Annotated in this window: 23 protein-coding genes; 8 read left to right on the top strand and 15 right to left on the bottom strand. The window is 56.8% G+C overall.

Translation table 11 applies throughout. The annotated features are described in order from the left end of the window. Positions 1–188 precede the first annotated feature (188 nt). The gene (gene yacL, locus ACK13D_RS18715) at positions 189–566 is read left to right on the top strand and encodes a protein YacL (protein WP_010253973.1); all 378 of its coding nucleotides are present in this window, start codon (positions 189–191) and stop codon (positions 564–566) included. Positions 567–921: 355 nt separating this feature from the next. On the opposite strand, the gene ACK13D_RS18710 is transcribed toward yacL, so the two are convergent. The 4 genes from ACK13D_RS18710 to ACK13D_RS18695 all read right to left on the bottom strand — a co-directional run bounded on the left by ACK13D_RS18710 (position 922) and on the right by ACK13D_RS18695 (position 4543). Beyond that, complete coding sequence (locus tag ACK13D_RS18710) at positions 922–2214, bottom strand: glycoside hydrolase family 28 protein (protein WP_397322661.1); 1293 nt, start codon at positions 2212–2214, stop codon at positions 922–924. Between the two features lie 177 nt (positions 2215–2391). Next, positions 2392–3201: an adenosylmethionine decarboxylase gene (speD, locus tag ACK13D_RS18705; protein WP_010253978.1), complete on the bottom strand. Its 810-nt coding sequence runs from the start codon at positions 3199–3201 to the stop codon at positions 2392–2394. 28 nt (positions 3202–3229) lie between these two features. Further along, positions 3230–4093, bottom strand: coding sequence for a polyamine aminopropyltransferase (gene speE, locus ACK13D_RS18700; protein ID WP_010253980.1), 864 nt, complete (start codon positions 4091–4093; stop codon positions 3230–3232). Between the two features lie 102 nt (positions 4094–4195). After that, on the bottom strand, positions 4196–4543 hold the full coding sequence (locus tag ACK13D_RS18695; protein WP_003854673.1) for a YacC family pilotin-like protein: 348 nt from the start codon (positions 4541–4543) through the stop codon (positions 4196–4198). 181 nt (positions 4544–4724) lie between these two features. On the opposite strand from ACK13D_RS18695, the gene cueO reads away from it, so the two are divergent. After that, complete coding sequence (gene cueO, locus ACK13D_RS18690) at positions 4725–6311, top strand: multicopper oxidase CueO (RefSeq protein ID WP_346551290.1); 1587 nt, start codon at positions 4725–4727, stop codon at positions 6309–6311. On the opposite strand, the gene ACK13D_RS18685 is transcribed toward cueO, so the two are convergent. After that, on the bottom strand, positions 6312–7595 hold the full coding sequence (locus ACK13D_RS18685) for a cystathionine gamma-synthase family protein (RefSeq protein WP_022625436.1): 1284 nt from the start codon (positions 7593–7595) through the stop codon (positions 6312–6314). 235 nt (positions 7596–7830) lie between these two features. Between ACK13D_RS18685 and hpt the strand changes: the two genes are divergently transcribed. Beyond that, entirely contained in the window at positions 7831–8367 is a 537-nt protein-coding gene (gene hpt / locus ACK13D_RS18680; RefSeq protein ID WP_346551288.1) for a hypoxanthine phosphoribosyltransferase, read from the top strand. Between the two features lie 80 nt (positions 8368–8447). On the opposite strand, the gene can is transcribed toward hpt, so the two are convergent. Then, a complete protein-coding gene (gene can, locus ACK13D_RS18675; protein WP_029519477.1) occupies positions 8448–9104 on the bottom strand; it encodes a carbonate dehydratase in 657 nt (218 codons plus the stop codon). A 108-nt stretch (positions 9105–9212) separates the two neighbouring features. Here can and ACK13D_RS18670 point away from each other — a divergent pair, with 108 nt between their 5' ends. The 3 genes from ACK13D_RS18670 (at position 9213) to ACK13D_RS18660 (ending at position 12348) form a co-directional block, all read left to right on the top strand. Further along, positions 9213–10142 carry an ABC transporter ATP-binding protein gene (locus tag ACK13D_RS18670; protein ID WP_010254017.1) on the top strand — a complete coding sequence of 310 codons (930 nt, stop codon included), beginning with the start codon at positions 9213–9215 and terminating at the stop codon, positions 10140–10142. Continuing rightward, positions 10139–10909, top strand: coding sequence for an ABC transporter permease (locus ACK13D_RS18665; RefSeq protein WP_010254018.1), 771 nt, complete (start codon positions 10139–10141; stop codon positions 10907–10909). The genes ACK13D_RS18670 and ACK13D_RS18665 overlap by 4 nt, the downstream gene beginning before the upstream one ends. Before the next feature lie 425 nt (positions 10910–11334). Beyond that, positions 11335–12348: an acyltransferase family protein gene (locus ACK13D_RS18660; RefSeq protein ID WP_010671846.1), complete on the top strand. Its 1014-nt coding sequence runs from the start codon at positions 11335–11337 to the stop codon at positions 12346–12348. 65 nt (positions 12349–12413) lie between these two features. Here the strand turns inward: ACK13D_RS18660 and panD are convergent, their stop codons facing one another. From panD to thpR, 9 genes are all read right to left on the bottom strand, one after another. After that, positions 12414–12794 (bottom strand): aspartate 1-decarboxylase, encoded by a 381-nt coding sequence (gene panD / locus ACK13D_RS18655; RefSeq protein ID WP_010254022.1) that lies wholly within the window; start codon positions 12792–12794, stop codon positions 12414–12416. A 47-nt stretch (positions 12795–12841) separates the two neighbouring features. Continuing rightward, a complete protein-coding gene (gene panC, locus ACK13D_RS18650) occupies positions 12842–13696 on the bottom strand; it encodes a pantoate--beta-alanine ligase (RefSeq protein WP_045140767.1) in 855 nt (284 codons plus the stop codon). 15 nt (positions 13697–13711) lie between these two features. Next, positions 13712–14506, bottom strand: coding sequence for a 3-methyl-2-oxobutanoate hydroxymethyltransferase (panB, locus tag ACK13D_RS18645; RefSeq protein WP_010254026.1), 795 nt, complete (start codon positions 14504–14506; stop codon positions 13712–13714). Between the two features lie 83 nt (positions 14507–14589). Next, on the bottom strand, positions 14590–15075 hold the full coding sequence (folK, locus tag ACK13D_RS18640) for a 2-amino-4-hydroxy-6-hydroxymethyldihydropteridine diphosphokinase (RefSeq protein WP_158131992.1): 486 nt from the start codon (positions 15073–15075) through the stop codon (positions 14590–14592). Continuing rightward, on the bottom strand, positions 15072–16490 hold the full coding sequence (gene pcnB / locus ACK13D_RS18635) for a polynucleotide adenylyltransferase PcnB (RefSeq protein WP_203583884.1): 1419 nt from the start codon (positions 16488–16490) through the stop codon (positions 15072–15074). Before pcnB ends, folK begins: the two co-directional genes overlap by 4 nt. Before the next feature lie 86 nt (positions 16491–16576). Beyond that, positions 16577–17455: a tRNA glutamyl-Q(34) synthetase GluQRS gene (gluQRS, locus tag ACK13D_RS18630; RefSeq protein WP_179256897.1), complete on the bottom strand. Its 879-nt coding sequence runs from the start codon at positions 17453–17455 to the stop codon at positions 16577–16579. Positions 17456–17528: 73 nt separating this feature from the next. Beyond that, positions 17529–17984, bottom strand: coding sequence for an RNA polymerase-binding protein DksA (dksA, locus tag ACK13D_RS18625; RefSeq protein WP_010254035.1), 456 nt, complete (start codon positions 17982–17984; stop codon positions 17529–17531). A 247-nt stretch (positions 17985–18231) separates the two neighbouring features. After that, positions 18232–18936, bottom strand: a complete 705-nt coding sequence (sfsA, locus tag ACK13D_RS18620; RefSeq protein ID WP_022625441.1) for a DNA/RNA nuclease SfsA — start codon at positions 18934–18936, stop codon at positions 18232–18234. After that, positions 18914–19471, bottom strand: coding sequence for an RNA 2',3'-cyclic phosphodiesterase (gene thpR / locus ACK13D_RS18615; protein ID WP_010671851.1), 558 nt, complete (start codon positions 19469–19471; stop codon positions 18914–18916). The genes sfsA and thpR overlap by 23 nt, the downstream gene beginning before the upstream one ends. 36 nt (positions 19472–19507) lie before the next feature. On the opposite strand from thpR, the gene hrpB reads away from it, so the two are divergent. Both hrpB and mrcB read left to right on the top strand, forming a co-directional pair. Then, positions 19508–21991: an ATP-dependent helicase HrpB gene (hrpB, locus tag ACK13D_RS18610; RefSeq protein WP_045140765.1), complete on the top strand. Its 2484-nt coding sequence runs from the start codon at positions 19508–19510 to the stop codon at positions 21989–21991. 98 nt (positions 21992–22089) lie between these two features. Continuing rightward, positions 22090–24636, top strand: a complete 2547-nt coding sequence (gene mrcB / locus ACK13D_RS18605) for a bifunctional glycosyl transferase/transpeptidase (RefSeq protein ID WP_346551285.1) — start codon at positions 22090–22092, stop codon at positions 24634–24636. Positions 24637–24697 lie beyond the last annotated feature (61 nt).

Below are 24697 nucleotides of genomic sequence, written 5' to 3'. Positions count from 1 at the left end.
CTTCACCTTGCAGGCATGAATAAGGGGCGATGATTCGCCCCTTTTTTTCGTCTCAGCATGGGGTAGAGAGACGATCAAAAGCTGGCTTTCGGCAGACAGCCTGTAATAATGCGCGACGTGTCACACTTTGCCGCGAGAGCAGCACGGACACTTACCAGGTGAGACGACGACGTTGAGAGGAACGGGCGATGGAATATGAATTTTTACGCGATGTGACCGGACAGATTAAGGTTCGCATGTCGATGGATCATGAAGCGGTCGGCCACTGGTTCAACGAAGAGGTCAAAAACGATCCGGGATTGCTGGATGAAGTTGAAGCCGCCATTGAAGATGTCAAAGGCAGCGTACGTCAGTGGCAGCGGATCGGCAGCGAGTACACCATTCTGCTGGATGAAGAGGAGGTGATGATCCGCGCCAACCTGCTGGCTCTGGAAGATGACGGTATGGAAGAGGGGATGAACTACTATGACGAAGAGAGCCTCTCATTCTGCGGCATTGAAGATTTTCAGCTGGTGATCGCTGCTTATCGCCAGTTTATGAACCAGTACGGCAAACCCGTACGGTAAGACAGTAAGGCAATCCTTTACGGTTATAAGGCCGGGCGAACTCAGCAGCCCGGCTGCGCATCATGCCGATCATCGCCGATGTGGTGGCTACATACTGAATGCGTCCCATAGCCGTTCGGCTGCCCAGAAGCCCAATACTGTCGCCAGCCCCACCGGGGCGTAAAATAATTTACAGCGGCCACATGCAGTTGCCATAAGCGTGTGCGGGCGTTCAGAACCAGCTTCCCCAGCAGCGCGGGATTACGCTGGCGCTGACCTCCGCCTGAACAGAACGCGCCGTGTTGCTCTGACCTGATCAGCAGGACGAGAGCAGCACCGCGCGTTTATTTTTATCTCTCGCCGTTAAAACGCGCCGTTAACGCGCGTAGGTATCATTTTCTTCACGCGTAATCGCGGGTGCGTCCACCGTAACCCGTTCAAACCTCAGATTATTTACGCCCGCTATTTTGCCAAACTCCTGCGCCTGCAGCGTGATATCGCTGAAACTCAGCTGCTCAATCGGATTTTCCGGCGTGCCTTCAATAAAGAAGGCGCGGGAAAAGGTCGTGGGCTGAGTCAGGCTGCTGCTGATATGGCTGATGCGGATATTCTCTACTCTCGTCAGCCCGGCATCGCCCGTGACGCCCGCGGCCAGCTTACGCCAGTACGATGGCTGTTCTGTGTCGGCAGGCTGCTCGCTGTAGCTGTATTGCGGGAACCAGTTCAGCTGCAGCATAAACGGATAGCCGACATCTTCCATTATCAGATGGCGAACAATGATGTTTTTAATCCAGCCGCCGCGATTGCGGGCTGACTTGATGCGGAAGCCGACGCCGGTGCCGGAGAAGCGGTTATGTTCGATGATGACATTTTCGATACCGCCAGAGGTTTCGCTGCCCAGGGTGATGCCCGAGCCTTTCAGCAATGTGCAGTCGCGAATAATAATATCGCGCGCGGTTCTGGCCAGCTGTTGCGCTTCTGCGCCGCGCCCCGATTTTACGCAGATATTGTCGTCATTACAGGAGACCGTACAGCCCTCAACGCGAACTAACTGACTGGAGTCGATATCAATACCGTCAGTGCTGGGGCCGGTGGCGTTCATCACATTGAGTCTCTGCAAATTCACCTGTTTCGAGTAACAGACGTGCAGGTTCCAGAAGCCGGAATCCTTTGAGGTAAAGTCCTGTAGCGTCACGCATTCGCTCTGATAAACCACCAGATTACGCGGGCGCCTGCAGTCGTAATCCACCACCCAGCGCAGCCCGCGGCGGGTATAGTCCGCCAGCATTCCGCTGTTTTCATCGTCGCCCCAGAACTTATGCCACCAGACCGCGCCCTGGCCATCGAGAGTGCCGCTGCCGCAGACGGTGACATTGCGACACTGATTGATGTTAAGCATTGCTGTGGGCCAGACCATATCAATCCCCGCCACGCGGGTAGCGATTTCCGGGTAATCCTCCAGCCGCTGGCTGCCGAGTAATACGGCATCTTTTGCCAGCTCCAGCGTCATCTCACTTTTCAAAAACAGCGCACCAGTCAGAAAGCGGCCTGCCGGGATCAGCAACGTGTCGCCTTCTGCTGCGCTGTCGATCGCGTGCTGTATCGCCTGAGTGGAAAGTGAAGTGGCGTCCGGGACGGCATCGAAATCAATGATGTTAATTCTTGCCATTTTTTTTGCCTGTCGTGGATTAAGAAATAAGCGTTCAGCGCTGAAAGTAGCACGCCCGGACAGGAAAATTATTGCTGGCGATCAGGGAATTCCGGCGGTTGCCGTGATGAAAAAGCAGAAGTAACAAGAGGGAAGGAGACGCGCAGGTTATGATCTATAACGCTGCGCGCCTGATAATCAGAGGGTCTTCAGGCCCACTGAGGGGATATTTCTGCCGTAGTAGATCTCGCGCATCTCTTTCCAGAGCAGATCGGTAATGCGCTTGTGCTCCTGCGGAGTGAGATCTTCCGGGCGGGTGTTAAACAGGTAGTGTTTAAGGTCGAACTCTTTCAGCAACATCTTGGTATGGAAGATGTTTTCCTGATAGACATTCACATCCACCATGTCATACATCGCTTTCATATCTTCAGACATGAAGTTCTGAATCGAATTGATCTCGTGATCGATGAAGTGCTTCATCCCTTTCACGTCACGGGTAAAACCGCGCACCCGGTAATCGACGGTGACAATATCTGACTCCAGCTGGTGGATCAGATAGTTCAGCGCTTTCAGTGGCGAAATGACGCCACAGGTTGAGACTTCAATGTCCGCACGGAAGGTGCACAGGCCGCCTGCCGGATGGCTCTCCGGATAGGTGTGCACGCAGATATGACTTTTATCGAGATGAGCCACCACCGAGTTGGGCAGCGGACCGGGGTGCTCTGAGTTATCGATATCTTTCGGATCGATCGGCTCTTCGCTGACCAGAATCGTGACGCTGGCCCCCTGCGGTTCATAATCCTGGCGCGCAATGTTGAGCACGTTAGCCCCGATAATGGAGCAGGTCTCAGTCAGGATTTCCGTCAGACGGTTAGCGTTATATTGTTCGTCAATGTAGGCGATGTAACCATCGCGTTCAGCTTCAGTATTCGCATAGCAAATATCGTAAATACAAAAACTCAGGCTTTTCGTCAGGTTGTTGAAGCCATGTAGTTTTAGCTTTTGCAATTTCGTTCACCCCCTTAGAAATGCACTATCAGCACGCGGCAGATAACGCATTCAACAGATATTGCGGCAGGGCAAAGCTGCCGGTATGGATTGCTGGCGTGTAATAACGGCAGGTCAGGCCAGCGGCCTCGAAACGCGCCTTTAAGGTCGCGGTGTCGAGCTGGCGCAGCGCCGGATTATCACTCGCCCAGGCAAAGGTCATAATGCCGCCGTAGTAGGTCGGAATCGCCGCCTGATAGAAACTGACGTCCGCAAAGTAATGTCCCAGCTTGCGATGGCTGTTAACGGCCTCATCCTGCTGCAGGAAGCAGACGCCATTCTGCGCCACAAAGATGCCATTTTCATTAAGGGCCGCTTTGCACCCGGCATAAAATTCCGAGGTAAACAGACTCTCGCCCGGACCAATCGGATCGGTGCAGTCGGAGATAATGACATCAAACTTTTCCTGCGTCTGATTAACGAAGTTCACCCCGTCATCAATCACCAGCGTAAAGCGCGGATCGTCATAGGCACCCGCGCTGTGGTTCGGCAGATACTGGCGACAAAAGGTCACCACGCCTGCATCGATCTCCACCATGGTAATCTTTTCGATCCCGGGATGACGTGACACTTCACGCAGCATTGCGCCGTCACCGCCGCCGATAATCAGAACGCTCTTCGCCGCGCCGTGCGCCAGCAGCGGAACGTGGGTCATCATTTCATGGTAGATAAATTCGTCGCGTTCGGTGGTCTGAACGACGCCGTCCAGCGCCATTACGCGGCCCATCGCGGCATTTTCGAAAATGATTAAATCCTGATGCGCAGTCTTCTCACGGTACAGCTCTTTATCAACCGTGAAATACTGGCCAAAACCGGCATGAAGGGTTTCATACCACGTTTCATTGTGGGCCATGGTGCTCTCCTCTGATGACATCGCCATGAAGATGGGCGGCATATGATAGCTAACACTGACCGTGGTTGCACGGTCAATGTCCGGCTGCAGAGGGAAGAATCGTTACCTGACGTAGGCCAGCAGGCTCAGCGAATCGCGGGCCAGTGACTTGCACTTTTTATCGTTGGTGATGGCGATGCCGCTGAGATCGCGATAGCTATCTTCACCCAGCGCTTTCATGTTGTAGTTGCTGTAGTTGCTTAAATCCCAGCGGTTCTGCTGAGCAAAAAAGACCAGCGCTTTGCGAATCTGCGCGTCCGGTAAATCCTGATAGCCACAATCATTTTTCAGATAGACGAAAACCGCCGTCAGATCGGCCAGATCTTCCGCTTCGGATTCGCTCAGGGCAAAACTGGTGGAGGAGAAGCCAAGGAGTCCCGTCAGCAGCAGGATCCTGATACTTTGCTTCATAGTCGTTCTCTTCAATGGATATTGCTAATGACGTTAGCACAGTTGCTCTCAGGTTTTCGATTAATTTGCCGCTGTGGGCTGCTGCACCGCCTTTTTTCGTCAGATTCGCACGGTCAGGACTTGACCTTCCCATAAGGTCAGGGTTTAGGCTGTGCGCTCTGATGCCACAAGGATGATCACCATGCAACGTCGCCATTTCCTGAAACTCACTGCCGCACTGAGTGCAGCCGGAGCATTGCCGCTCTGGAGCCGTTCGCTGATGGCAGCCACCCGTCCGCTGCTGCCGATTCCGTCTCTGCTGGAACCCGATGCCAGGGGCAGCTACAGCCTCACCGCGATGCAGGGTACCACCCAGTGGAACGGCAAAGCGGTGCCGACCTGGGGCTATAACGGCAGCCTGCTGGGGCCGGTGCTGAAGATGCAGAGTGGTAAACCGGTGACGGTGAACATCCATAACCGGCTCAGCGAAGCGACCACCCTGCACTGGCACGGGCTGGAAATCCCCGGCGCAGTGGATGGCGGCCCGCAGGCGGTGATTGCGCCTGGCGGCTCGCGTCAGGTCTCTTTTACGCCCGATCAGCCCGCTGCAACCTGCTGGTATCACCCGCATCTGCATGGCAAGACCGGGCATCAGGTGGCTCAGGGGCTGGCGGGACTGATCCTGCTGGAAGATAAAGAGAGCGGAACGCTGCGTTTGCCCTCGCAGTGGGGTGTGGATGATGTGCCGCTGATTTTTCAGGATAAGCAACTGACCAAAGATGGCAGCCGCATTGATTATCAGCTCGACGTGATGCGCGCCGCGGTGGGCTGGTTTGGCGATATGATGCTGACCAACGGCGTGCACTATCCGCAGCATGCGGTGCCGCGCGGCTGGCTGCGTCTGCGCCTGCTCAACGGCTGCAATGCCCGTTCGCTGCATGTTGCCGCCAGTGATAAACGTCCTCTCTACGTGATCGCCAGCGATGGTGGCCTGCTGGCCGAGCCGGTAAAGCTCGACTCGCTGCCGATCCTGTCGGGCGAGCGTTTTGAGGTGATGATCGATACTTCTGATGGTAAGAGCTTCGATCTGGTGACGCTGCCGACAGAGCAGATGGGCATGACGCTGCCGCCGTTTGACCAGCCGCTGCCGCTGGTGCAGATCCTGCCGCTGCGGGTGATGGCCAGCGCCACGCTGCCGGATCAGCTGGCGACGCTGCCAGCGCTACCCTCAACAGACGGCCTGACGACACGCTGGCTGCAGCTGATGATGGACCCGCAGCTGGACCAGCAGGGCATGCAGGCGCTGATGCAGCGCTACGGCGAGAAAGCGATGGGCAAGGGCGGTCATCACACGATGCCGGAAAAAACGGCTGCCGAGCCGATGCCACCAATGGAAAATATGGATCACAGCATGCACGGCAATAAGCCGCCCGCCGGTTACGATTTCCGCAACGGCAATAAGATTAATGGCCAGGCCTTTGATATGACGAAGCCGTCGTTTGCGGTGAAGCTGGGTGATTACGAGAAGTGGACGATTTCAGGTGAAGGCGACGCGATGCTGCACCCGTTCCACATTCACGGCACCCAGTTCCGTATTCTTTCAGAAAACGGCAAACCGCCAGCCCCACACCGGCAGGGCTGGAAAGATATGGTGAATGTCGACGGCTGGCGCAGTGAAGTGCTGGTACGCTTCAACTATGTCGCCGCCGCAGAACACGCTTACATGGCCCACTGCCATCTGCTGGAGCATGAAGACACCGGCATGATGCTGGGCTTTACCGTCAGTTGATTACGCCTGATCCAGCGCCAGCTTCACATCTTCAATCAGGTCGCCGGCGTTTTCGATGCCAATCGACAGCCGCACCGTGGCGTCAGTGATCCCAATACGCTGACGCACCGCCTGCGGCACGCCGGAGTGGGTGGTGCTGCCAGGATGGCTGGCCAGCGACTCGGTCCCGCCCAGGCTTACCGCCTGCTTAAACAGCGACAGCGCATTAAGAAAACGGAACGCAGCGGGCTGATCGCCGACGATATCAAATGAGAAGGTCGAACCGGCACCGCTGCACTGCTCGCGATAAGTTTTCCCTTCGGCGCTCTCCGCATCCAGATAGGGCAGCCAGTGCAGCTTCGCCACTTTAGGGTGATCGCGCAGAAACGCCGCGACCGCTTCCGCATTCTGCCAGGCTTTCTCCATGCGTAGCGACAGCGTTTCCAGCGAGCGGCTGAGCATCCAGCTTGAGTGTGGATCCAGCTGCGTGCCGATAGCGCTGCGCAGGGCGCGCACTTTCGCCATCAGCGCTTTACTGCCCATCGCCGCGCCTGCAATCAGGTCAGAGTGACCGCCAACATACTTGGTCAGCGAGTAGAGCGACAGGTCAGCGCCCAGCGTCAGCGGCTGCTGGAACAGCGGGCCGAGCAGCGTGTTGTCACAGGCGATAATCGGTCGTGAACCCTGCTGCTGATCAATCTCATCAGCGATACGCGCCATCAGACGGATATTAACCAGGCTGTTGGTGGGATTCGCTGGCGTTTCAATCAGGATCACCGCTACCCGGCCCTGGGCCATCGCCTGCTGAGCGGCTTCACGCACTTTGACTTCATCATTGCCGTCGCTGAAACCCACCGCTTTGATGTCCAGATTGTGCAGCGTCTTGCTAAGCAGGGTTTCGGTGCCGCCATACAGCGGCTGGGAATGCAGGATCACCTCGCCCGGACGGGCAAACGTCAGCAGGGCAGTGGAGATGGCGGCCATACCGGAAGAGAAGAGCGAACAGCTCTCCGCCTGCTCATAGACCGCCAGCCGATCTTCTACAATTTCGCTGTTAGGGTGGTTAAAGCGGGAATAGACCAGCCCACCCGATTTGCCTTCCGGCGGCTCACGTCGGCCAGAGACGTAATCAAAGAAATCCCGTCCCTCTTCGGCGCTGTCAAAGACAAAGGTTGATGTCAGAAACACCGGCGGCTTCACCGCACCCTCAGAGAGGCGGGGATCATAGCCATAGTTCAGCATCTGGGTTTCAGGGTGCAGCGGCCTGTCGCCGATATGCGTTTTTTTGCTTGAAGATGAAGTCATTGTGATCTCCGGCCAGCGGCGCGAGTAGGGTAACGATCTGTTGGATAAAGGCTACCATGCAGCGAATCATGCTGGTAAATGCCAGAATGTTCTAAGGTAATGCGCATTTCAGCGAGCCGCAGGCGGCGGGTAATAATTTTCGCGACGTAATCGTTTGCTTATGGGGCCGCGCAGCCGTCGCTGCTGCGTCTGTGATAGACTCCGGGGCTTTTCTGACGTAACCGGGCTGAACGCAATGAAACACACTGTTGAAGTGATGATCCCTGAAGAGGCAATCGCCACGCGCATCGCTGAACTGGGCAAAGAGATTAACGACCACTACCGCGACAGCGGCAGCGATATGGTGCTGGTGGGGCTGCTGCGCGGCTCCTTTATGTTCATGGCTGATCTCTGTCGCGCCATCGATGTGCCGCATGAAGTCGACTTTATGACGGCTTCCAGTTACGGCAGCGGGATGTCCAGCACGCGTGATGTGAAAATCCTGAAAGATCTGGATGAAGACATCCGTGGCAAGGATGTGCTGATCGTCGAAGATATCATCGACTCCGGCAACACCCTGAGCAAAGTGCGTGAGATTCTGCAACTGCGTCAGCCAAAATCTCTGGCGATCTGTACCCTGCTGGATAAGCCAGAGCGCCGTGAAGTCGAAGTGAACGTCGAATATGTCGGCTTTGCGATTCCGGACGAGTTCGTGGTGGGCTTTGGTATCGACTATGCTCAGCACTATCGCCATCTGCCTTATATTGGCAAAGTGGTGCCGCTGGAATCCTGATACCGCTCTACCGCACATTCTTCCAAGGCCTGCACCGGTTGCCTGGTGTAGGCTATGCCGCGCTTTACGCTGCGATCGGCTCAGGCCTCGCCGTTCTTCCGCAGATTAGCAATGCCGTGGCGGTAGCGCTGTTCGAGGATCTCCCGGCTGTTTGCCGTCACATCAAGGTTACGCAGACAGCCGTCCTGAATGCCGTATACCCAGCCGTGCAGGGAGACATCCTTTCCGCGTTTCCAGGCAGATTGCAGTACGGTGGAGTGCCCCAGGTTATAGACTTGTTCAATAACGTTGATTTCGCACAGTTTGTCCAGGCGCTTATCCGGCGGGAGTTCCCCCAGCAACACGCTATGCTTGTACCAGAGGTCGCGGATGTGCAGCAGCCAGTTGTCGATTAATCCCAGTTCCGGGTTATCCATCGCCGCCTGCACGCCGCCGCAGCCGTAATGGCCGCAGACGATAACGTGTTCCACTTCCAGCACTTCGATAGCGTACTGCACCACGGACAGACAGTTCAGGTCGGTGTGGATTACCAGATTGGCCACGTTGCGGTGAACGAAGAGTTCGCCGGGTTCGAGCCCGGTCAGACGTTCGGCAGGAACCCGGCTGTCAGAACAGCCAATCCACAGGAAGCGCGGTTTTTGTGCCTGGGCGAGCCGCTCAAAAAAGCTGGGATCTTCTTCAACCAGTAATTTTGACCATTCGCGGTTGTTTCTGATCAGGGTGTTGATGTCTGTCATGGTGTAGAGCGACCGGTTACTGCGCAGAGTGCGCGCGCGTACTATATGACAGGGCCTGATAAATTTAAACGGCATTGCAATGCCATCAAAACAGGGTATGGATGCAGAATGACTTATGCACTGGAACTTTCCCGGCTGACCAAGACCTATCCCGGCGGCGTGCAGGCGCTGAAGGGCATCGATCTTAACGTTGAAGCGGGTGACTTTTATGCGCTGCTGGGGCCAAACGGTGCCGGTAAATCGACCACCATCGGAATTATCAGTTCGCTGGTTAACAAATCCGAGGGCAGCGTGCGGGTGTTTGGCTACGATCTCGAAAAAGATGTGGTGAATGCCAAGCGCCAGCTCGGCCTGGTGCCGCAGGAGTTTAACTTCAACCCGTTTGAGACGGTGATGCAAATCGTTGTTAATCAGGCGGGTTACTACGGCGTTGAGCGTCGTGAAGCCAATGAGCGGGCAGAAAAGTATCTGAAGCAGCTCGATCTGTGGGGAAAACGCGCTGAACGTGCACGCATGCTTTCCGGCGGGATGAAGCGTCGCCTGATGATCGCCCGTGCGCTGATGCATGAGCCTAAGCTGCTGATTCTGGATGAACCCACCGCTGGCGTGGATATCGAACTGCGACGCTCAATGTGGGTGTTCCTGAAAGATCTCAATGCCAAAGGCACGACCATTATTCTCACTACCCACTATCTGGAAGAGGCGGAGATGCTGTGCCGCAACATCGGCATCATCCAGAGCGGTGAGCTGGTGGAGAACACCTCAATGAAAGGGCTGCTCTCCAAGCTCAAATCAGAAACCTTTATCCTGGATCTGGCACCCCGCAGTCCGCTGCCCACGCTGGAAGGGTTCCAGTACCGGCTGACCGATACCTCAACGCTCGAAGTGGAAGTGCTGCGTGAGCAGGGGCTCAACAGCGTCTTCAGCCAGCTTAGCGCGCAGGGTGTGCAGGTGCTGAGTATGCGCAATAAAGCCAACCGTCTTGAAGAGCTGTTTGTGGGACTGACGACGCAGGGAAAAACAGGAGCAAAAGCATGACACATCTCTACTGGGTGGCGCTGAAGAGCATCTGGGCCAAAGAGGTTAACCGTTTCGCCCGCATCTGGATCCAGACGCTGGTACCGCCGGTCATCACCATGACGCTCTATTTCATCATTTTTGGCAACCTGATCGGGTCGCGCATCGGTGAAATGCACGGCTTCAGCTATATGCAGTTCATCGTGCCGGGATTGATCATGATGGCGGTCATCACTAACGCCTATGCCAACGTGGCGTCGTCGTTCTTCAGCGCCAAGTTCCAGCGCAATATTGAAGAGCTGCTGGTCGCGCCGGTGCCGACCCACATCATTATTGCCGGCTATGTTGGCGGCGGCGTGGCGCGTGGTGTCTGCGTGGGTATTCTGGTGACGGCCATCTCGCTGTTCTTTGTGCCGTTCCACGTGCATTCCTGGACGATGGTGGCGGTCACGCTGCTGCTGACCGCGATTCTGTTTTCACTGGCAGGTCTGCTGAACGCTGTTTTTGCGCGCACCTTTGACGATATCAGCCTGATCCCGACCTTTGTGCTGACGCCACTGACTTATCTGGGCGGCGTATTCTATTCACTGAGTTTGCTGCCGCCGATCTGGCAGGCTGTCTCTAAACTCAATCCAATCGTTTATATGATTAGCGGATTCCGTTATGGCTTCCTCGGCATTAATGATGTGCCGCTGGTGTTTACCCTCTCGGTGCTGGTGGCCTTTATTCTGGTGTTCTACTGGCTGGTCTATGCGCTGATACAGCGCGGACGCGGATTACGCACCTGACTGTTAAGCTGAATGGTAAGGGCCACGCTGCGATAAGGGCGTGGCTTTTTTTTGGGTGGAGAGCAAATCACGCTGACTACGGTTCTGCCTGGCCTTAAAAATCACCTTAAAACCCGCCTCATTCGTTATATTTTGCCTCTGAAGCCGCCTGACGCCTCGCTTACACCCTTACTCACAAAAAATAACCCTAAGTATTATCTGATAATACTCTGACATCTTTCGCTATCTGAATGATTCTTAACTATTAAATATTTTTTAAGAATAGCCTTAAAGTCTGGCTGTTGTTTATTTGATTATGAATTATCAGAATAGCGCCGGAATAAGGTTATTCCTCTGCTCAGGGACGAATGAGTAGGCTAAGAGTCTTCTTAATAAGAAAAATGGCAACCGAATCAGGGCCAGTTTTTAATCAAAGGCAGGAAAAGATGAATCGTATAACGTGGATCGATAATCTGCGGGGATTGAGTATTCTCGCAATCATTTTTTTGCACAGCACTATTGCCGTACATAATAACGCCGGACATTTTACCGCCTTCAGCGGCCTGTTAAATGAGATGCTGGCACCGGTAAGGCTGGGGCTGATGTTCTTTGTTTCAGGTTTATTTGTCGATGCCGGGTTAAGAAAAGGCCTGGGTCCTTTTTTTAATAACAAGGTGCGCAGTATTCTCTATCCATTTGTGGTCTGGGTTGCAGTCTACGGCGGGTTGAAAATCCTGTTCAGCTCGATGGCTAATACGCCGCAATCACCGATGAATATTATTCTTTCCCACCTGACCGGTGGCGGTGATATGACCTGGTTCCTGCATTCGCTTTTTATCTTCTTTATTGTGATTATCTTTGCCCGTCACTTGCCGTTCCTGCTGGTGTTTGCCATCTGTATGACGCTGAGCTGGGCGCTGCCAGCGATTGAGGCGGATGGGGTGTTTGCCAGCTTCGACAATACCCACATCAATAAATCGCTTTATCTGTTTGTATTCTTCTATCTCGGCGATTACGTCGTGAGGAAGCAGGTGGATATCGCAGAGAAAGTGCAGCATGGCCCGACGCTGTTTATCTCGGTAATTAGTTTTGTGCTGCTCTCCTGCCTGAATATCTTTGTACTGGAGCGTCATTCCCAGGCGTTATTGTCACCGCTGGCACTATTATCGGTTCCGTTCTTTGTCTGGATTGCGCTGAAACTGAAGTCTGAACTGGTCTACTACATAGGCGTCAATTCTATCGTCTTCTATCTGTCGCATTATCTGGCGATTCAGTTCTTCAGTAAGATTGTGAAGTTTGAAAGCCCGTCAGCCTGGGTAAATGACCTGAAGTTTATTTCGGCGTTCCTGGTGGCGCTGGCGTTACCGTGGACATTATGTCTGATGAGAAAACGCGGCTGGTTTAATTTCCTCTTTACGATGAAAAAGTCATCGAAGCCGATGACAACCAAACCGGTTTAATTACTGCAGCAGAAATAAAAAGGGCCGCCCGTTTTACCGGCGGCCCTTTTTTAATCAGGTTGTAATCAGGCAATCTGCACCGGCAGCGCTTTCGCCAGACGCTTCATCTGGTTGTCACCTTCAAAATAGGCGACCTTAGGCTGCCACTGACGCGCTTCGGCATCGTCTACCTGCACATAGGAGCAGATAATTAAAATATCGCCTTCGCAGGCACAGCGGGCGGCCGCACCGTTGACCGAGATGATTTTCGAGCCACGCTCAGCCGCGATAGCGTAGGTGGAAAAGCGCTGACCGTTGGTGACGTTATAAATATCGATCGCTTCATATTGCAGAATGCCGGAAGCATCCAGGAAATCCTGATCGATAGCGCAGGAACCTTCATAATTGAGGTCCGCCTGCGTCACCTTCACGCGGTGCAATTTGCCTTGCAGAACTGTGCGAATCATAGCCAGAAACCTTGTCAGAGAAATAAAATAACCTGCAGCGGGATTGATTACTGCGTCAGGTCAACGGTTTGATTATCAATCAGGCGGGCCTTGCCCAGCCAGGCGGCCATCAGCACCACCGCGCGCTGGCTGTCCACCGTCAGCGGTTGCAGCGTTTCCGCATCACAGATCGCCAGGCCATCAGGGCGTAATCCCTGCGCCAGCAGTGCCTCACTGGCTGCCTCAATGATCTCGTCAATATGACGCTCGCCATTCTCCAGCTGCGTCGCCATCTGATGCATCACCTGGCTCAGGACCGGTGCCAGCTTACGCTCATCTGCCGTCAGGTAGCCGTTGCGCGAACTCAGCGCCAGGCCATCTTTAGCGCGCACCGTAGGCACACCAACAATCTCAATGTCGAAGCCCATATCGGCCACCATCTTACGAATGATAGCCAGCTGCTGAAAATCCTTTTCACCGAAACAGGCAATATCGGGCTGTACCAGATTAAACAGTTTGCTGACGATAGTGGCCACACCGCGAAAATGACCTGGACGTGTGGCCCCTTCCAGCAGGGAAGAGAGCACCGGCACCTCAACAAAGGTCTGATTCTGCGCGCCCTGCGGATAGACTTCAGCAGGTGAGGGGGCGAAGACCACGTCAACCTGGTGGCGATTCAGCTTTTCACAATCTTCCTGCAGCGTGCGCGGGTAGCGCGCTAAATCATCGGCGCGATCGAACTGCATCGGATTGACAAAGATCGAGACAATCACGATGTCGCCGCGCGCCCGTGCTTCATCCACCAGCGTCAGGTGACCTTCATGCAGGTTGCCCATGGTCGGCACCAGCGCAATGCGTTTACCCTGCTGGCGCCAGCGTCGGACTTCCTGGCGCAGCATCAGCAGCGTTTCAATGATCAACACGGTGACTCTCCTGGATTACTGGAAACTGTGCTCTGCCGCCGGATAGGTTCCGGCCTCGACTTCGGCGATATAGTGGCGAATCGCCGCGCGAACATCGCCGGTCTCCGCCAGGAAATTTTTGGCAAATTTGGGAATGTGGCCGCCGGTCACGCCCAGCGCGTCATGCATCACCAGAATCTGACCATCGGTGACATTGCCGGCACCGATACCGATCACCGGGATGGTGAGCGCGTCGGTAATCCGCTGCGCTACCGACACCGGCACACACTCCAGCACCATCAGCTGTGCACCTGCGGCTTCCAGCGCCAGCGCATCGGCCAGCAACTGCTCTGCACCGGCTTCATCCCGGCCCTGTACTTTATAGCCGCCAAAGATATTGACCGACTGCGGTGTCAGGCCCAGATGACCACATACCGGAACGGCCCGCTCGGTCAGCATCTGCACGGTCTCAGCCAGCCAGCTGCCGCCTTCCAGCTTCACCATGTTAGCACCCGCACGCATCAGCTGCGCGGCGTTGTCAAAGGTCTGCTGTGGCGTGGCATAACTCATAAACGGCAGGTCGGCGAGCAGCAGTGCCTGTGGTGCGCCACGGCGCACGGCGGCGGTGTGATAGGCGATGTCGCTGACCGTGACCGGCAGGGTGGAATCATGCCCCTGCACCGTCATCCCTAAAGAATCACCAACCAGCAGCACCTGAATGCCTTCATCGGCAAACAAGCGGGCGAAACTGAAATCGTAGGCGGTCAGGGTCGCGAATTTTTTACCGCTGGCTTTCGCCTGACGCAGATGTGAAATCGTGGTGGGTTTCATGGCGCTCTCAACTCAGGAATTCTGATGGGCGCAGTTTACTGGATAGCGTGAAAGAGCGGAATCAGAGATGTGCGTTTGTCTGCTCAGCCGTGCCACAGCACGATGCTGCTGCTGTCGAGGTTAGCCAGGATTGTGCTGAGTGCGCGGCCGTCGGGCAGGCGGGCGTCTGGCGCAATCGCCAGCAGGGGCACCAGCATAAACGCACGATTCAGCAGATCATAGTGCGGCACAATCAGCCGCTCCGTGTTGATGTGCGCCTCGCCAAACAGCATCAGATCGATATCCAGCGTGCGCGGACCCCAGCGTTCTGCCTTGCGCACCCGGCCATGCTCCCGCTCGATCCGCTGGGTATGGTCAAGCAGCGCTTCGGCACTGAGATCGGTCTCCAGCGCCACGGCGGCATTGAGAAAATCGGGCTGATCGGGCGGGCCATAAGGCGGCGTTCGGTAGAATGGCGAGGTAGCGATGCGTTGCGTCTGCGGCAACGCATCCAGTGCGGTCAGCGCTGCATCAACCTGATGCAGCGGATCGGCCAGATTACTGCCTAACGCGAGGTAAACCCGTGTCATGAGACGTTCTGGTTGTCACGACGTGGTGCGGAAGGACGGCGGCGCGGACGACGCGATTTATTACGCGGCACCGGATCGTCACCCAGGTTATTGAGCATGTTTTTCTGATGCGGCGGCGCAGCCACCTGGAATTCACCCCACCACTGGCTCAGGCGCAGCAGTTCCGGGTTATTTTCCACTTCCGCCCGCAGCGCCAGCAGATCGTAAGCGGCGCGGAATTTCGGATGCTCCATCAGTTTCCAGGCGCGTTTACCGTGACGGCGGGACATGCGTAACTGCAGCAGCCAGATATCGCGGATTAGCGACGTAATACGTTTCGGAATCGCCAGCGCACGGCAGGCTTCGTCCAGCGTATCGTTCATCGCCATCGCAAAAGCTTCGAAGTAGGTCAGGCCACTCTCCTGCGCAATGCGTTCTGCCGTTTCAAGCTGCGGATACCAGAACATCGCGGCAAACAGGAACGCCGGGTTAACGCGCATGTCGTTGTGAATGCGGTTATCGGTGTTTTTCAGCACCTGCGCCAGCATCCGCTCCATGTGACTGTCGCTGTTTTCGGTGAAGTTGCGCGCCAGCGTCGGGAACAGGGGCTGGAACAGCTGATATTCACACAGCTTGAGATATGTGCTGTAGCCGTAGCCAGCCTGCAACATCTTCAGCGACTCTTCAAACAGGCGAGCAGGCGGAATATCACGCAACAGCGAGGCCAGACGTGGAATCGGCTCGGCGGTTTCCGGCGCAATGCTCATATTGAGTTTGGCGGCAAAGCGTGCGACGCGCAGCATGCGGACCGGATCTTCGCGGTAGCGGGTTTCCGGATCGCCAATCAGGCGAATGATGCCCTGTTCGAGATCGCTGATGCCGCCGACATAGTCACGCACGCTGAAATCAGCCACGCTGTAGTAGAGGCTGTTGATGGTGAGATCGCGTCGCTGGGCATCATCTTCGATTGAGCCGAAGATGTTGTCGCGCAGCAGCATGCCGCTCTGGGCACGCTGCGAGCTGTTGCGATCCTCTTCCGGCTCTTCCGCCTGATGGTGTCCACGGAAGGTGGCGACTTCGATCACTTCCGGGCCAAACATCACGTGCGCCAGACGGAAACGACGGCCAACCAGGCGACAGTTGCGGAACAGCTTACGCATCTGCTCAGGCGTGGCATTGGTGGTCACGTCGAAATCTTTGGGTTTTTGCCCCAGTAGCAAATCGCGCACGCCACCGCCTACCAGATAGGCTTCATAACCGGCTTTGTTCAGGCGATAGAGCACTTTGAGGGCATTTTCGCTGATGTCTTTACGTGAGATGGTATGGCTTTCACGAGGAATGATGGTCATCAGACGCTCTGGTTCAACCTCTGCTGGGGCTTCCTCTTCATCACGCTTCAGGACTTTCCGGCAAAAATTAGCTACTCGGGTAAAAATGGGACACCTCGACAGTGGCAATTAGGGTGTAGGTAAAATCAGCGGCTAATCATAGCCTGTTGAGAACCGTTTGAGAATGCTGTTGTCTATGCATCCGGTTTCAGGGCGTTCTCTTGCGGCATCAAAGCGATATTCCACTGCGACACCGCATCAGACAGCAGTTTGTCCTGCGTTAAGTCCTGCCAGCCGCCTGAAACCGGCTGTCCGAGGAAGCGTAACGCCGCCACCAACAGGGGTCTGGCATCGCCATCCGGCAGCGCAGGTGCATGATTCTGCTTCGACAACTTATGGCCATCGTGGTTAAGCGCCAGCGGCAGATGCAGCCATTCAGGCACCGGCCAGCCAAATTGCTGGCAGAGCGCAATCTGTCGCACCGTCGGCTCAATCAAATCTGCGCCGCGAACCACTTCGGTAATGCCCTGAAAATGATCATCGACAACGACCGCCAGGTTATAGGCAAACAGACCATCACGGCGGTGAATAATAAAATCTTCCTGTGCCAGACGCCTGTCCGCCTCCACACGGCCACGCAGACGATCGTCAAACGCAAAGACCGGCGCATGCTGGCGTAAACGCAGCGCGGCATTCTCCGGTCCGCGTTGCCGTTCACGGCAGTAACCATCATAGAAACCGCCAATCTGCTGAATGCGACGCCGGGGGCAGGTGCAGTAATAGCTCTGACGATGCTGCTGCAGCCAGGCCAGCGCGTCACGGTAGGCCTCATGACGTTGTGACTGCCACAGAACCTCGCCATCCCACTCTAAACCGTAGTGCTCCAGCTGATGCAGGATACGGCTGGCGGCACCCGGTACTTCCCGTGGCGGATCGATATCTTCAATTCTCACCCGCCAGACGCCGTTTTGCGCACGCGCGCTCAGGTAACTGCCCAGGGCAGCAATCAGCGATCCGAAGTGGAGTTCACCAGAGGGAGAAGGGGCGAAGCGACCGATACAGGAGGATGACATAGGTTTCAGAAGTGACCACGCAGCGGACAAAACAGCAGTTGTTCCACTGCGTGGTAACAGGCTGGACGCGGCATCAGCCGGCCATTTGTTTCTCACGAATTTCTGCTAACGTCTTACAGTCGATGCAGAGATCGGCAGTAGGACGGGCTTCGAGACGGCGGATACCAATCTCAACGCCACAGGAATCGCAATAGCCGAAGTCGTCATCTTCAACTTTCTTCAGCGTCTTCTCGATCTTTTTGATCAGTTTACGTTCGCGATCGCGGTTACGCAGCTCCAGGCTGAACTCCTCTTCCTGCGCGGCACGGTCAACCGGGTCCGGGAAGTTAGCGGCTTCATCCTGCATATGAGAAACGGTACGATCGACTTCGTCCCGTAATTGATTACGCCAGGCTTCCAGAATCTTGCGAAAATGGGTCAGCTGCGCATCATTCATATACTCTTCGCCAGGCTTCACCTGATAAGGTTCGACGCCAGCAATAGAGAGAATACTCAGGGACGATGTTTTACGGTTTTGACCTTCTTGCATGTTGCTTCTCCTGGATAACACGCACTATACCCTTCGAATTTCGTCTCGCAGGGGCCTTGCTGCCAGCCTGCATTTGACGTCTGCGGGGTACATCGATCCCCCATTGGGGAAAAAAACAGGCCGCTATAAATAACAGAAGCAGTCAGGGTTGGCAATTCTTCATGAACACACCTTGACAAGCCTGTGAGGAACAGCGTAATTGGCCCTTAGCTCAGAACATTCTTAACACATAAAATTGCAAAAGATATTACAAGGTTACGTTGATCGGCGATTTAAGAAACATTCCCTCCGCCGATAAGTCTGCCTGATACGCTAAAACCTCTACGCCCTCCTGCTGCGCCTGAGCCAGTTGTTCTGCATACGCCACATCAATGTGACGTGCCGGAGAAACGTCCTCAATCCCCGAGTGCAAAACGGCAAACAACAAAACGGCCCGATGACCCTCTGCCGCAACTGTCGCCAGTTCACGCAGGTGTTTCTGTCCTCGAATCGTCACCGCATCCGGAAAATACCCTTTTCCTTCATGTAGAAGGGTTACGGATTTCACCTCAATATAGCAGTTGCGCCGGGCCTCTGCTTTGAGCAGGAAATCAATTCTGCTTTTTTCAGTGCCATATCTCACTTCCGCCTGACGATGCGTATAACCGGCCAGCGCCGGCAGCCGATCCTGCTCCAGCGCCTCAGCCACCAGCTGGTTGGCGCGCAGCGTATTCACGCAGATCCAGTGGCCCTGTTGTGTTTCGGTCAGTTCCCAGCTGTGGGGGTATTTGCGCGTCAGGCTGTCGGACGTCGAGTACCAGACCCGATCGCCCGGCGTGGCGCAGCCGGTCATGGCGCCGGTATTGGCGCAGTGAATTGTCAGAACGTCGCCCTCTGGCGTCACCACATCGGCCAAAAAACGTTTGTAACGGACGATCAGACGGGCGGGTTTAAGGGGCGGAGAGAAGTGCATGTGGATCCTGAGAATGTAATGGCCAGCTAGCCAGGGCGCGATAGCGGGTGCGGCCCCGGGCATATTCAGAGGCGAACAGAGAAAAGGTGGAGACGCGAAAACGCCAGTGAAAGCCGCGCGGCGGTAACGTCACCGGCTGCGTGGCGTGGCGTAACAGCGTGATGTGCGGATGAAACGGCTGGGGGCTCTGGTAACAGCCATGCCGGGCGGCCTGGGCCCGCAGCAGGCTGGCGAGCTGCAACAGACCGCGTGGCGCGCGCTGGCAGCCGAGCCAGACCACGCCGGGGCGCGGCCAGTGTCCGGCATCATCCAGGTCGAGATCAAAACCGGGCTGCACAATACGGGAGGCCAGCGTCTGCAGGCGCTGTGAGGTTTCCGGCGCAACTTCACCCAGAAACGCCAGCGTCAGGTGCAGATTCGCCGCGACCACCGGCTGGCCCGCCTCCGCAGGAAAGGTATCGGCCCGCCAGCGCACCAGCTCTTGCTGCATCTCGTCAGGCAGGCTGATGGCAAAAAATAAGCGTTGTGTCGCCATGGCGCTCTCCGGCAAATATCACGGATGGATGCTACAATGCGCGCCATCTTAGCACAGGCAGAAGCGGAGTTTGCTGTGAGCGATTTACCGGTCAGCGCGGTGCTGCCTGACATCCTGGCGGCGCTGAGTGACGCCCCACAAATCCTGCTGGCTGCACCAACCGGCGCGGGCAAATCGACCTGGCTGCCGCTGCAGTTGTTACAGCAGGCGGCGCTGCCAGGACGGATCATCATGCTGGAGCCACGTCGGCTGGCGGCGCGTAATGTGGCGCAGCGGCTGGCGGAGCAACTCGGCGAGCAGCCGGGCGGCACGGTGGGATTCCGGATGCGTGGCGAAAGCTGCGTCGGGCCACAGACCCGGCTGGAGGTAGTGACCGAAGGGATGCTCACCCGTATGCTTCAGCACGACCCGATGCTGGAAGGCGTGTCGCTGGTGATCCTCGATGAATTTCACGAGCGCAGCCTGCAGGCCGATCTGGCGCTGGCGCTGCTGCTTGATGTGCAGCAGGGGCTGCGCGACGACCTTAAAATCATGCTGATGTCCGCCACGCTGGACAACGCCCGGCTGGCGGCGCTGCTGCCGGATGCGCCACTGATCGTCTCAGAAGGGCGCAGCTATCCGGTTGAGCGGCGTTACGCGTCACTGAATCAGAATGTGCGTTTTGAAGAGGCGGTCGCGCGTGAAGTCGCCCAGCTGCTGCGGGATGAGAGCGGTTCGCTGCTGCTGTTTCTGCCGGGTGTGGCGGAGATCGAACGGGTGAAGCGCGAGCTGGAATCACGCATCAGTGACGACGTTGATCTGACGCCGCTCTATGGCGCACTGCCGCTGGCGGCGCAGCGCCGGGCAATTCTGCCTGCTGCCGACGGCCGCCGCAAAGTGGTGCTTGCCACCAATATCGCCGAAACCAGCCTGACCATTGAGGGGATTCGGCTGGTGGTCGACAGTGCGCTGGAACGCAGCGCACTGTTTGATGCCCGCAGCGGCGTGACGCGTCTGCAGACCCAGCGAGTCAGCCAGGCATCGATGATCCAGCGAGCGGGTCGCGCCGGGCGACTGATGCCGGGGCTCTGCCTGCATCTGGTGCCGCAGGAGCAGGCATCACGAGCGGCGGCGCAGAGTGAACCGGAAATCGTTAACAGCGATCTCTCGTCACTGTGGCTGGATCTGCTGCAGTGGGGCTGTACCCAGCCGCAACAGCTGCAGTGGCTGGACCAGCCGCCCGCCAGAAATCTGGATGCGGCGCAGCAGCAGCTGACCCGACTGGGAGCACTGGACAACAACGGCCTGCTCAACACGCTGGGACGGCGCATGGCGCAGCTGGGATGCGATCCCCGACTCGCCGCCATACTGTGTGCCGCAGGCGATGAGCCGGATGCGGTCGCCAGCGCCGCGCTGCTGGTGGCGATTCTGGAAGATCCTCCCCGCAGCGGCAGCGCCGACCTGCGTGATGCGCTGCATCGGCCGCAGGCGCAATGGCAGCGGCGGGCGCAGCAGTGGCAGCAGCGGCTTAAAATCCGTGGCGGGCGCATCGATGAAGATCGTTTCGCCGGATTGCTGGCGGTGGGCTTTGGCGATCGGCTGGCGCGGCGACGCGATCAGAGCGGTCGCTATCAGCTGGCCAACGGGCTGGGCGCCAGACTCGATGAGCAGGATGGCCTGACGCGTAATGAGTGGCTGATTGCGCCTGCTCTGTTGCAGGGCAGTGCCACACCGGATGCCCGGATGTTGCTGGCACTGCCGGTCGATATTGAAACGCTGTGCCAGCAGCAGCCCGCCCTGATTGAGCGCCGGACCGAAGTAGAGTGGGACGAAGAGAAAGGCACGCTGCGTGCTTTCAGACGTGAGCAGATTGGCGCGCTGATACTGAAAACCCAGCCGATGGCGCGCCCGGAACCGGAGGTGCTGCACGCGGCCATGCTGCGCTGGATCGTCGAAAAAGGTCTGTCGGTACTGGGCTGGACACCGGAGGCCGAACAGCTGCGTCTGCGAATCCAGTGTGCGGCCCGGTGGCTGCCGGAAGAGAGCTGGCCCGCGACCGACGATGAAACGCTGCTTGAGAGCCTGTCGCAGTGGCTGTTGCCGCAGATGTCAGCGGTACGCGATCTCCGCAGCCTGCAGGCGGTGAACCTGACCACGGCACTCTTACATTTACTCACATGGTCACAGCGTCAGCGGCTGGATACTGTGCTGCCAACTCATTACACTGTGCCCACCGGAAGCCGGCTGCCAATCCGCTACGATGCGGAGAAGCCGCCCGCGCTGGCGGTAAGGATTCAGGAGATGTTTGGCGAGGCGCAGAATCCCACCGTGGCGGAAGGACGCATTCCGCTGGTGCTGGAGCTGTTATCGCCCGCCCAGCGCCCGTTGCAGATCACCCGCGATCTGGCGGCGTTCTGGCGCGGTGCCTGGCCGGAGGTCAGGAAAGAGATGAAGGGACGTTATCCTAAACATCCCTGGCCCGAGGATCCGGCCACCGCCTTGCCAACAAGGCGAACCAAAAAAATGTCCCCGCAGGGTTGAGTCCGCTGGATCGAATTCAGAGGGTTCTGCCATGCGGCACGCGAGAAAGCAGTTAGAGTAGCGGCGCTGCCGTAAGCACTGCCTGGAGAAGAAAAGTAATGTCTGGGAACGATCGCGAACCAATAGGGCGCAAAGGTAAACCGTTGCCGCCGCGCAGCAGTGCGGGCCGGGGACGACGCAGGGATATCGAACAGGATATCGATCAGGACGATTTTAATGATGACGAGGAGGAAGCGCCGGTGCCACGTAAAGGTAAAGGTGGAAAACCGCCGCGCGGCAAACGCCGTTGGCTGGGATGGGTAATCAAACTGTTCCTGGTGTTTGTGGTGGTCATGGCCGCGTGGGGCATCTACCTCGACTCGGAAATTCGCAGCCGGATTGACGGTAAAGTGTGGCAACTGCCCGCCACCGTCTATGGCCGCATGGTCAGCCTGGAACCCGGCATGGCCTACAACAAAAGTGAAATGGTGGCGCTGCTGGAAGGTACTCAGTATCGCGAAGTCTCCCGTATTACCCGCCCTGGCGAGTTTTCGGTGAAGGGCAACACCATCGATCTGCTGCGTCGCCCGTTTGATTTCCCCGACAGTAAAGAGGGGCAGATCCACGCGCGCATGAGCTTCAGTAAAGATGAGCTGAGCGAGATTAAAAACCTCGAAACCGGTCGTGATTTTGGCTTTTTCCGCCTCGATCCGCGTCTGATCACCATGCTGCAGTCGCCGAACGGTGAACAGCGACTCTTCGTACCGCGCGCCGGTTTCCCGGATCTGCTGGTCGATACGCTGATCGCCACCGAAGATCGCCATTTCTATGAGCATGATGGCATCAGCCCTTACTCCATCGGCCGCGCCTTCCTGGCGAACATCACGGCCGGGAAAGCGGTGCAGGGCGGCAGTACGCTGACGCAGCAGCTGGTGAAGAACCTGTTCCTCACCAACGAGCGTTCGCTGTGGCGTAAAGCGCGTGAAGCCTACATGGCGGTGATCATGGATGCGCGCTACAGCAAAGATCGCATCCTGGAGCTCTACCTGAACGAGGTCTATCTCGGTCAGGCTGGCAGCGATCAGATCCGCGGTTTCCCGCTGGCCAGCCTCTACTACTTTGGCCGTCCGGTTGATGAGCTGAGTCTGGATCAGCAGGCGATGCTGGTCGGCATGGTGAAAGGTGCGTCGCTCTATAATCCGTGGCGTAACCCGAAACTGGCGCTGGAACGACGCAACCTCGTGCTGCGCCTGTTGCAGCAGCAGAAAGTAATCGACCAGGAGCTGTATGACATGCTGTCGGCCCGTCCGCTGGGCGTGCAGCCGAAAGGCGGCGTGATTACGCCGCAGCCGGCCTTTATGCAGATGGTGCGTAACGAGCTTCAGGCAAAACTGGGCGACAAGGTGAAAGATCTCTCCGGGGTGAAAATCTTCACCACGCTGGATCCGGTGTCGCAGGATGCGGCCGAAAAGGCGGTGATCGATGGCATTCCGACGCTGAAAAAACAGCGTGGTCTGAAAGATCTGGAAACCGCGATGGTGGTGGTTGACCGTTTCAGCGGCGAAGTCCGCGCTATGGTCGGCGGTGCCGATCCACAGTATGCCGGTTACAACCGTGCGCTGCAGGCACGCCGCTCTATCGGCTCACTGGCGAAACCGGCGACTTACCTGACCGCGCTGAGTCAGCCAAACAGCTACCGGCTGAACAGCTGGATCGCCGATGAACCGATTGCGCTGAAACAGCCAAACGGCAGCATCTGGAAACCGATGAACGACGATCGTCGCTTCAGCGGCAAAGTGATGCTGGTAGATGCGCTGACCAACTCAATGAACGTGCCGACCGTAAACCTCGGCATGACGCTGGGGCTGGATGCGGTGGTGGATACCTGGAACAAGCTGGGCGTGCCGAAAGAGCAGCTGCATCCGGTGCCATCGATGCTGCTGGGTGCCTTAAACCTGACGCCGGTTGAAGTGGCTCAGGCGTTCCAGTCGATTGCCAGCGGCGGCAACCGCGCGTCGCTGTCAGCGGTGCGTTCGGTGATTGCGGAAGATGGCAGCGTGCTCTATCAGAGCTATCCGCAGGCGCAGCGTGTTGAGCCGGCGCAGGCCGCTTATCTGACGCTCTACACCATGCAACAGGTAGCTGACCACGGTACCGCCCGTGCGCTGGGCGCGCGTTTCCCGAATGCGCATCTGGCGGGCAAAACCGGTACCACCAACGATCTGGTGGACAGCTGGTTTGCCGGTATTGATGGTAAAGAAGTGGCGATCACCTGGGTGGGACGCGATAACAACCAGCCGACCAAACTCTATGGTGCCAGCGGCGCGATGCAGCTCTACCGTCGCTACCTGGACATTCAGGCCCCGATGCCGTTACAGCTGACGCCGCCGGAAGATGTGTCGCTGATGAATGTGGATTCTGCCGGTAACTTTGTCTGCGGCACAGGCAGCAGCACCTGGCGTTCTCTGCCAGTGTGGGCGCTGGATCCGAATGCGCTGTGTCAGCAACAGCAGCAGCAGGTTCAGCAGCAACAACAGCTCTTCGATCAGCAGCAGCAACAACAGCAACAGCAGCAGCCGCAACAACCGGCCCAGCAACAGCAACAGCAGGAGCAGAAAGATAGCGACGGCGTAGCAGGGTGGATAAAAGATATGTTTGGCAAATAAATCAGTCAGACAGGTTAAAAAGGGCGCTTCGGCGCCCTTTTTTTGTTCCTGATCAATACGC

It is taken from the genome of Pantoea sp. K16 (genome assembly GCF_048452805.1).
Classification (GTDB): Bacteria; Pseudomonadota; Gammaproteobacteria; order Enterobacterales; family Enterobacteriaceae; genus Pantoea; species Pantoea agglomerans.
This window is presented reverse-complemented; position numbering and strand designations above follow the sequence as displayed.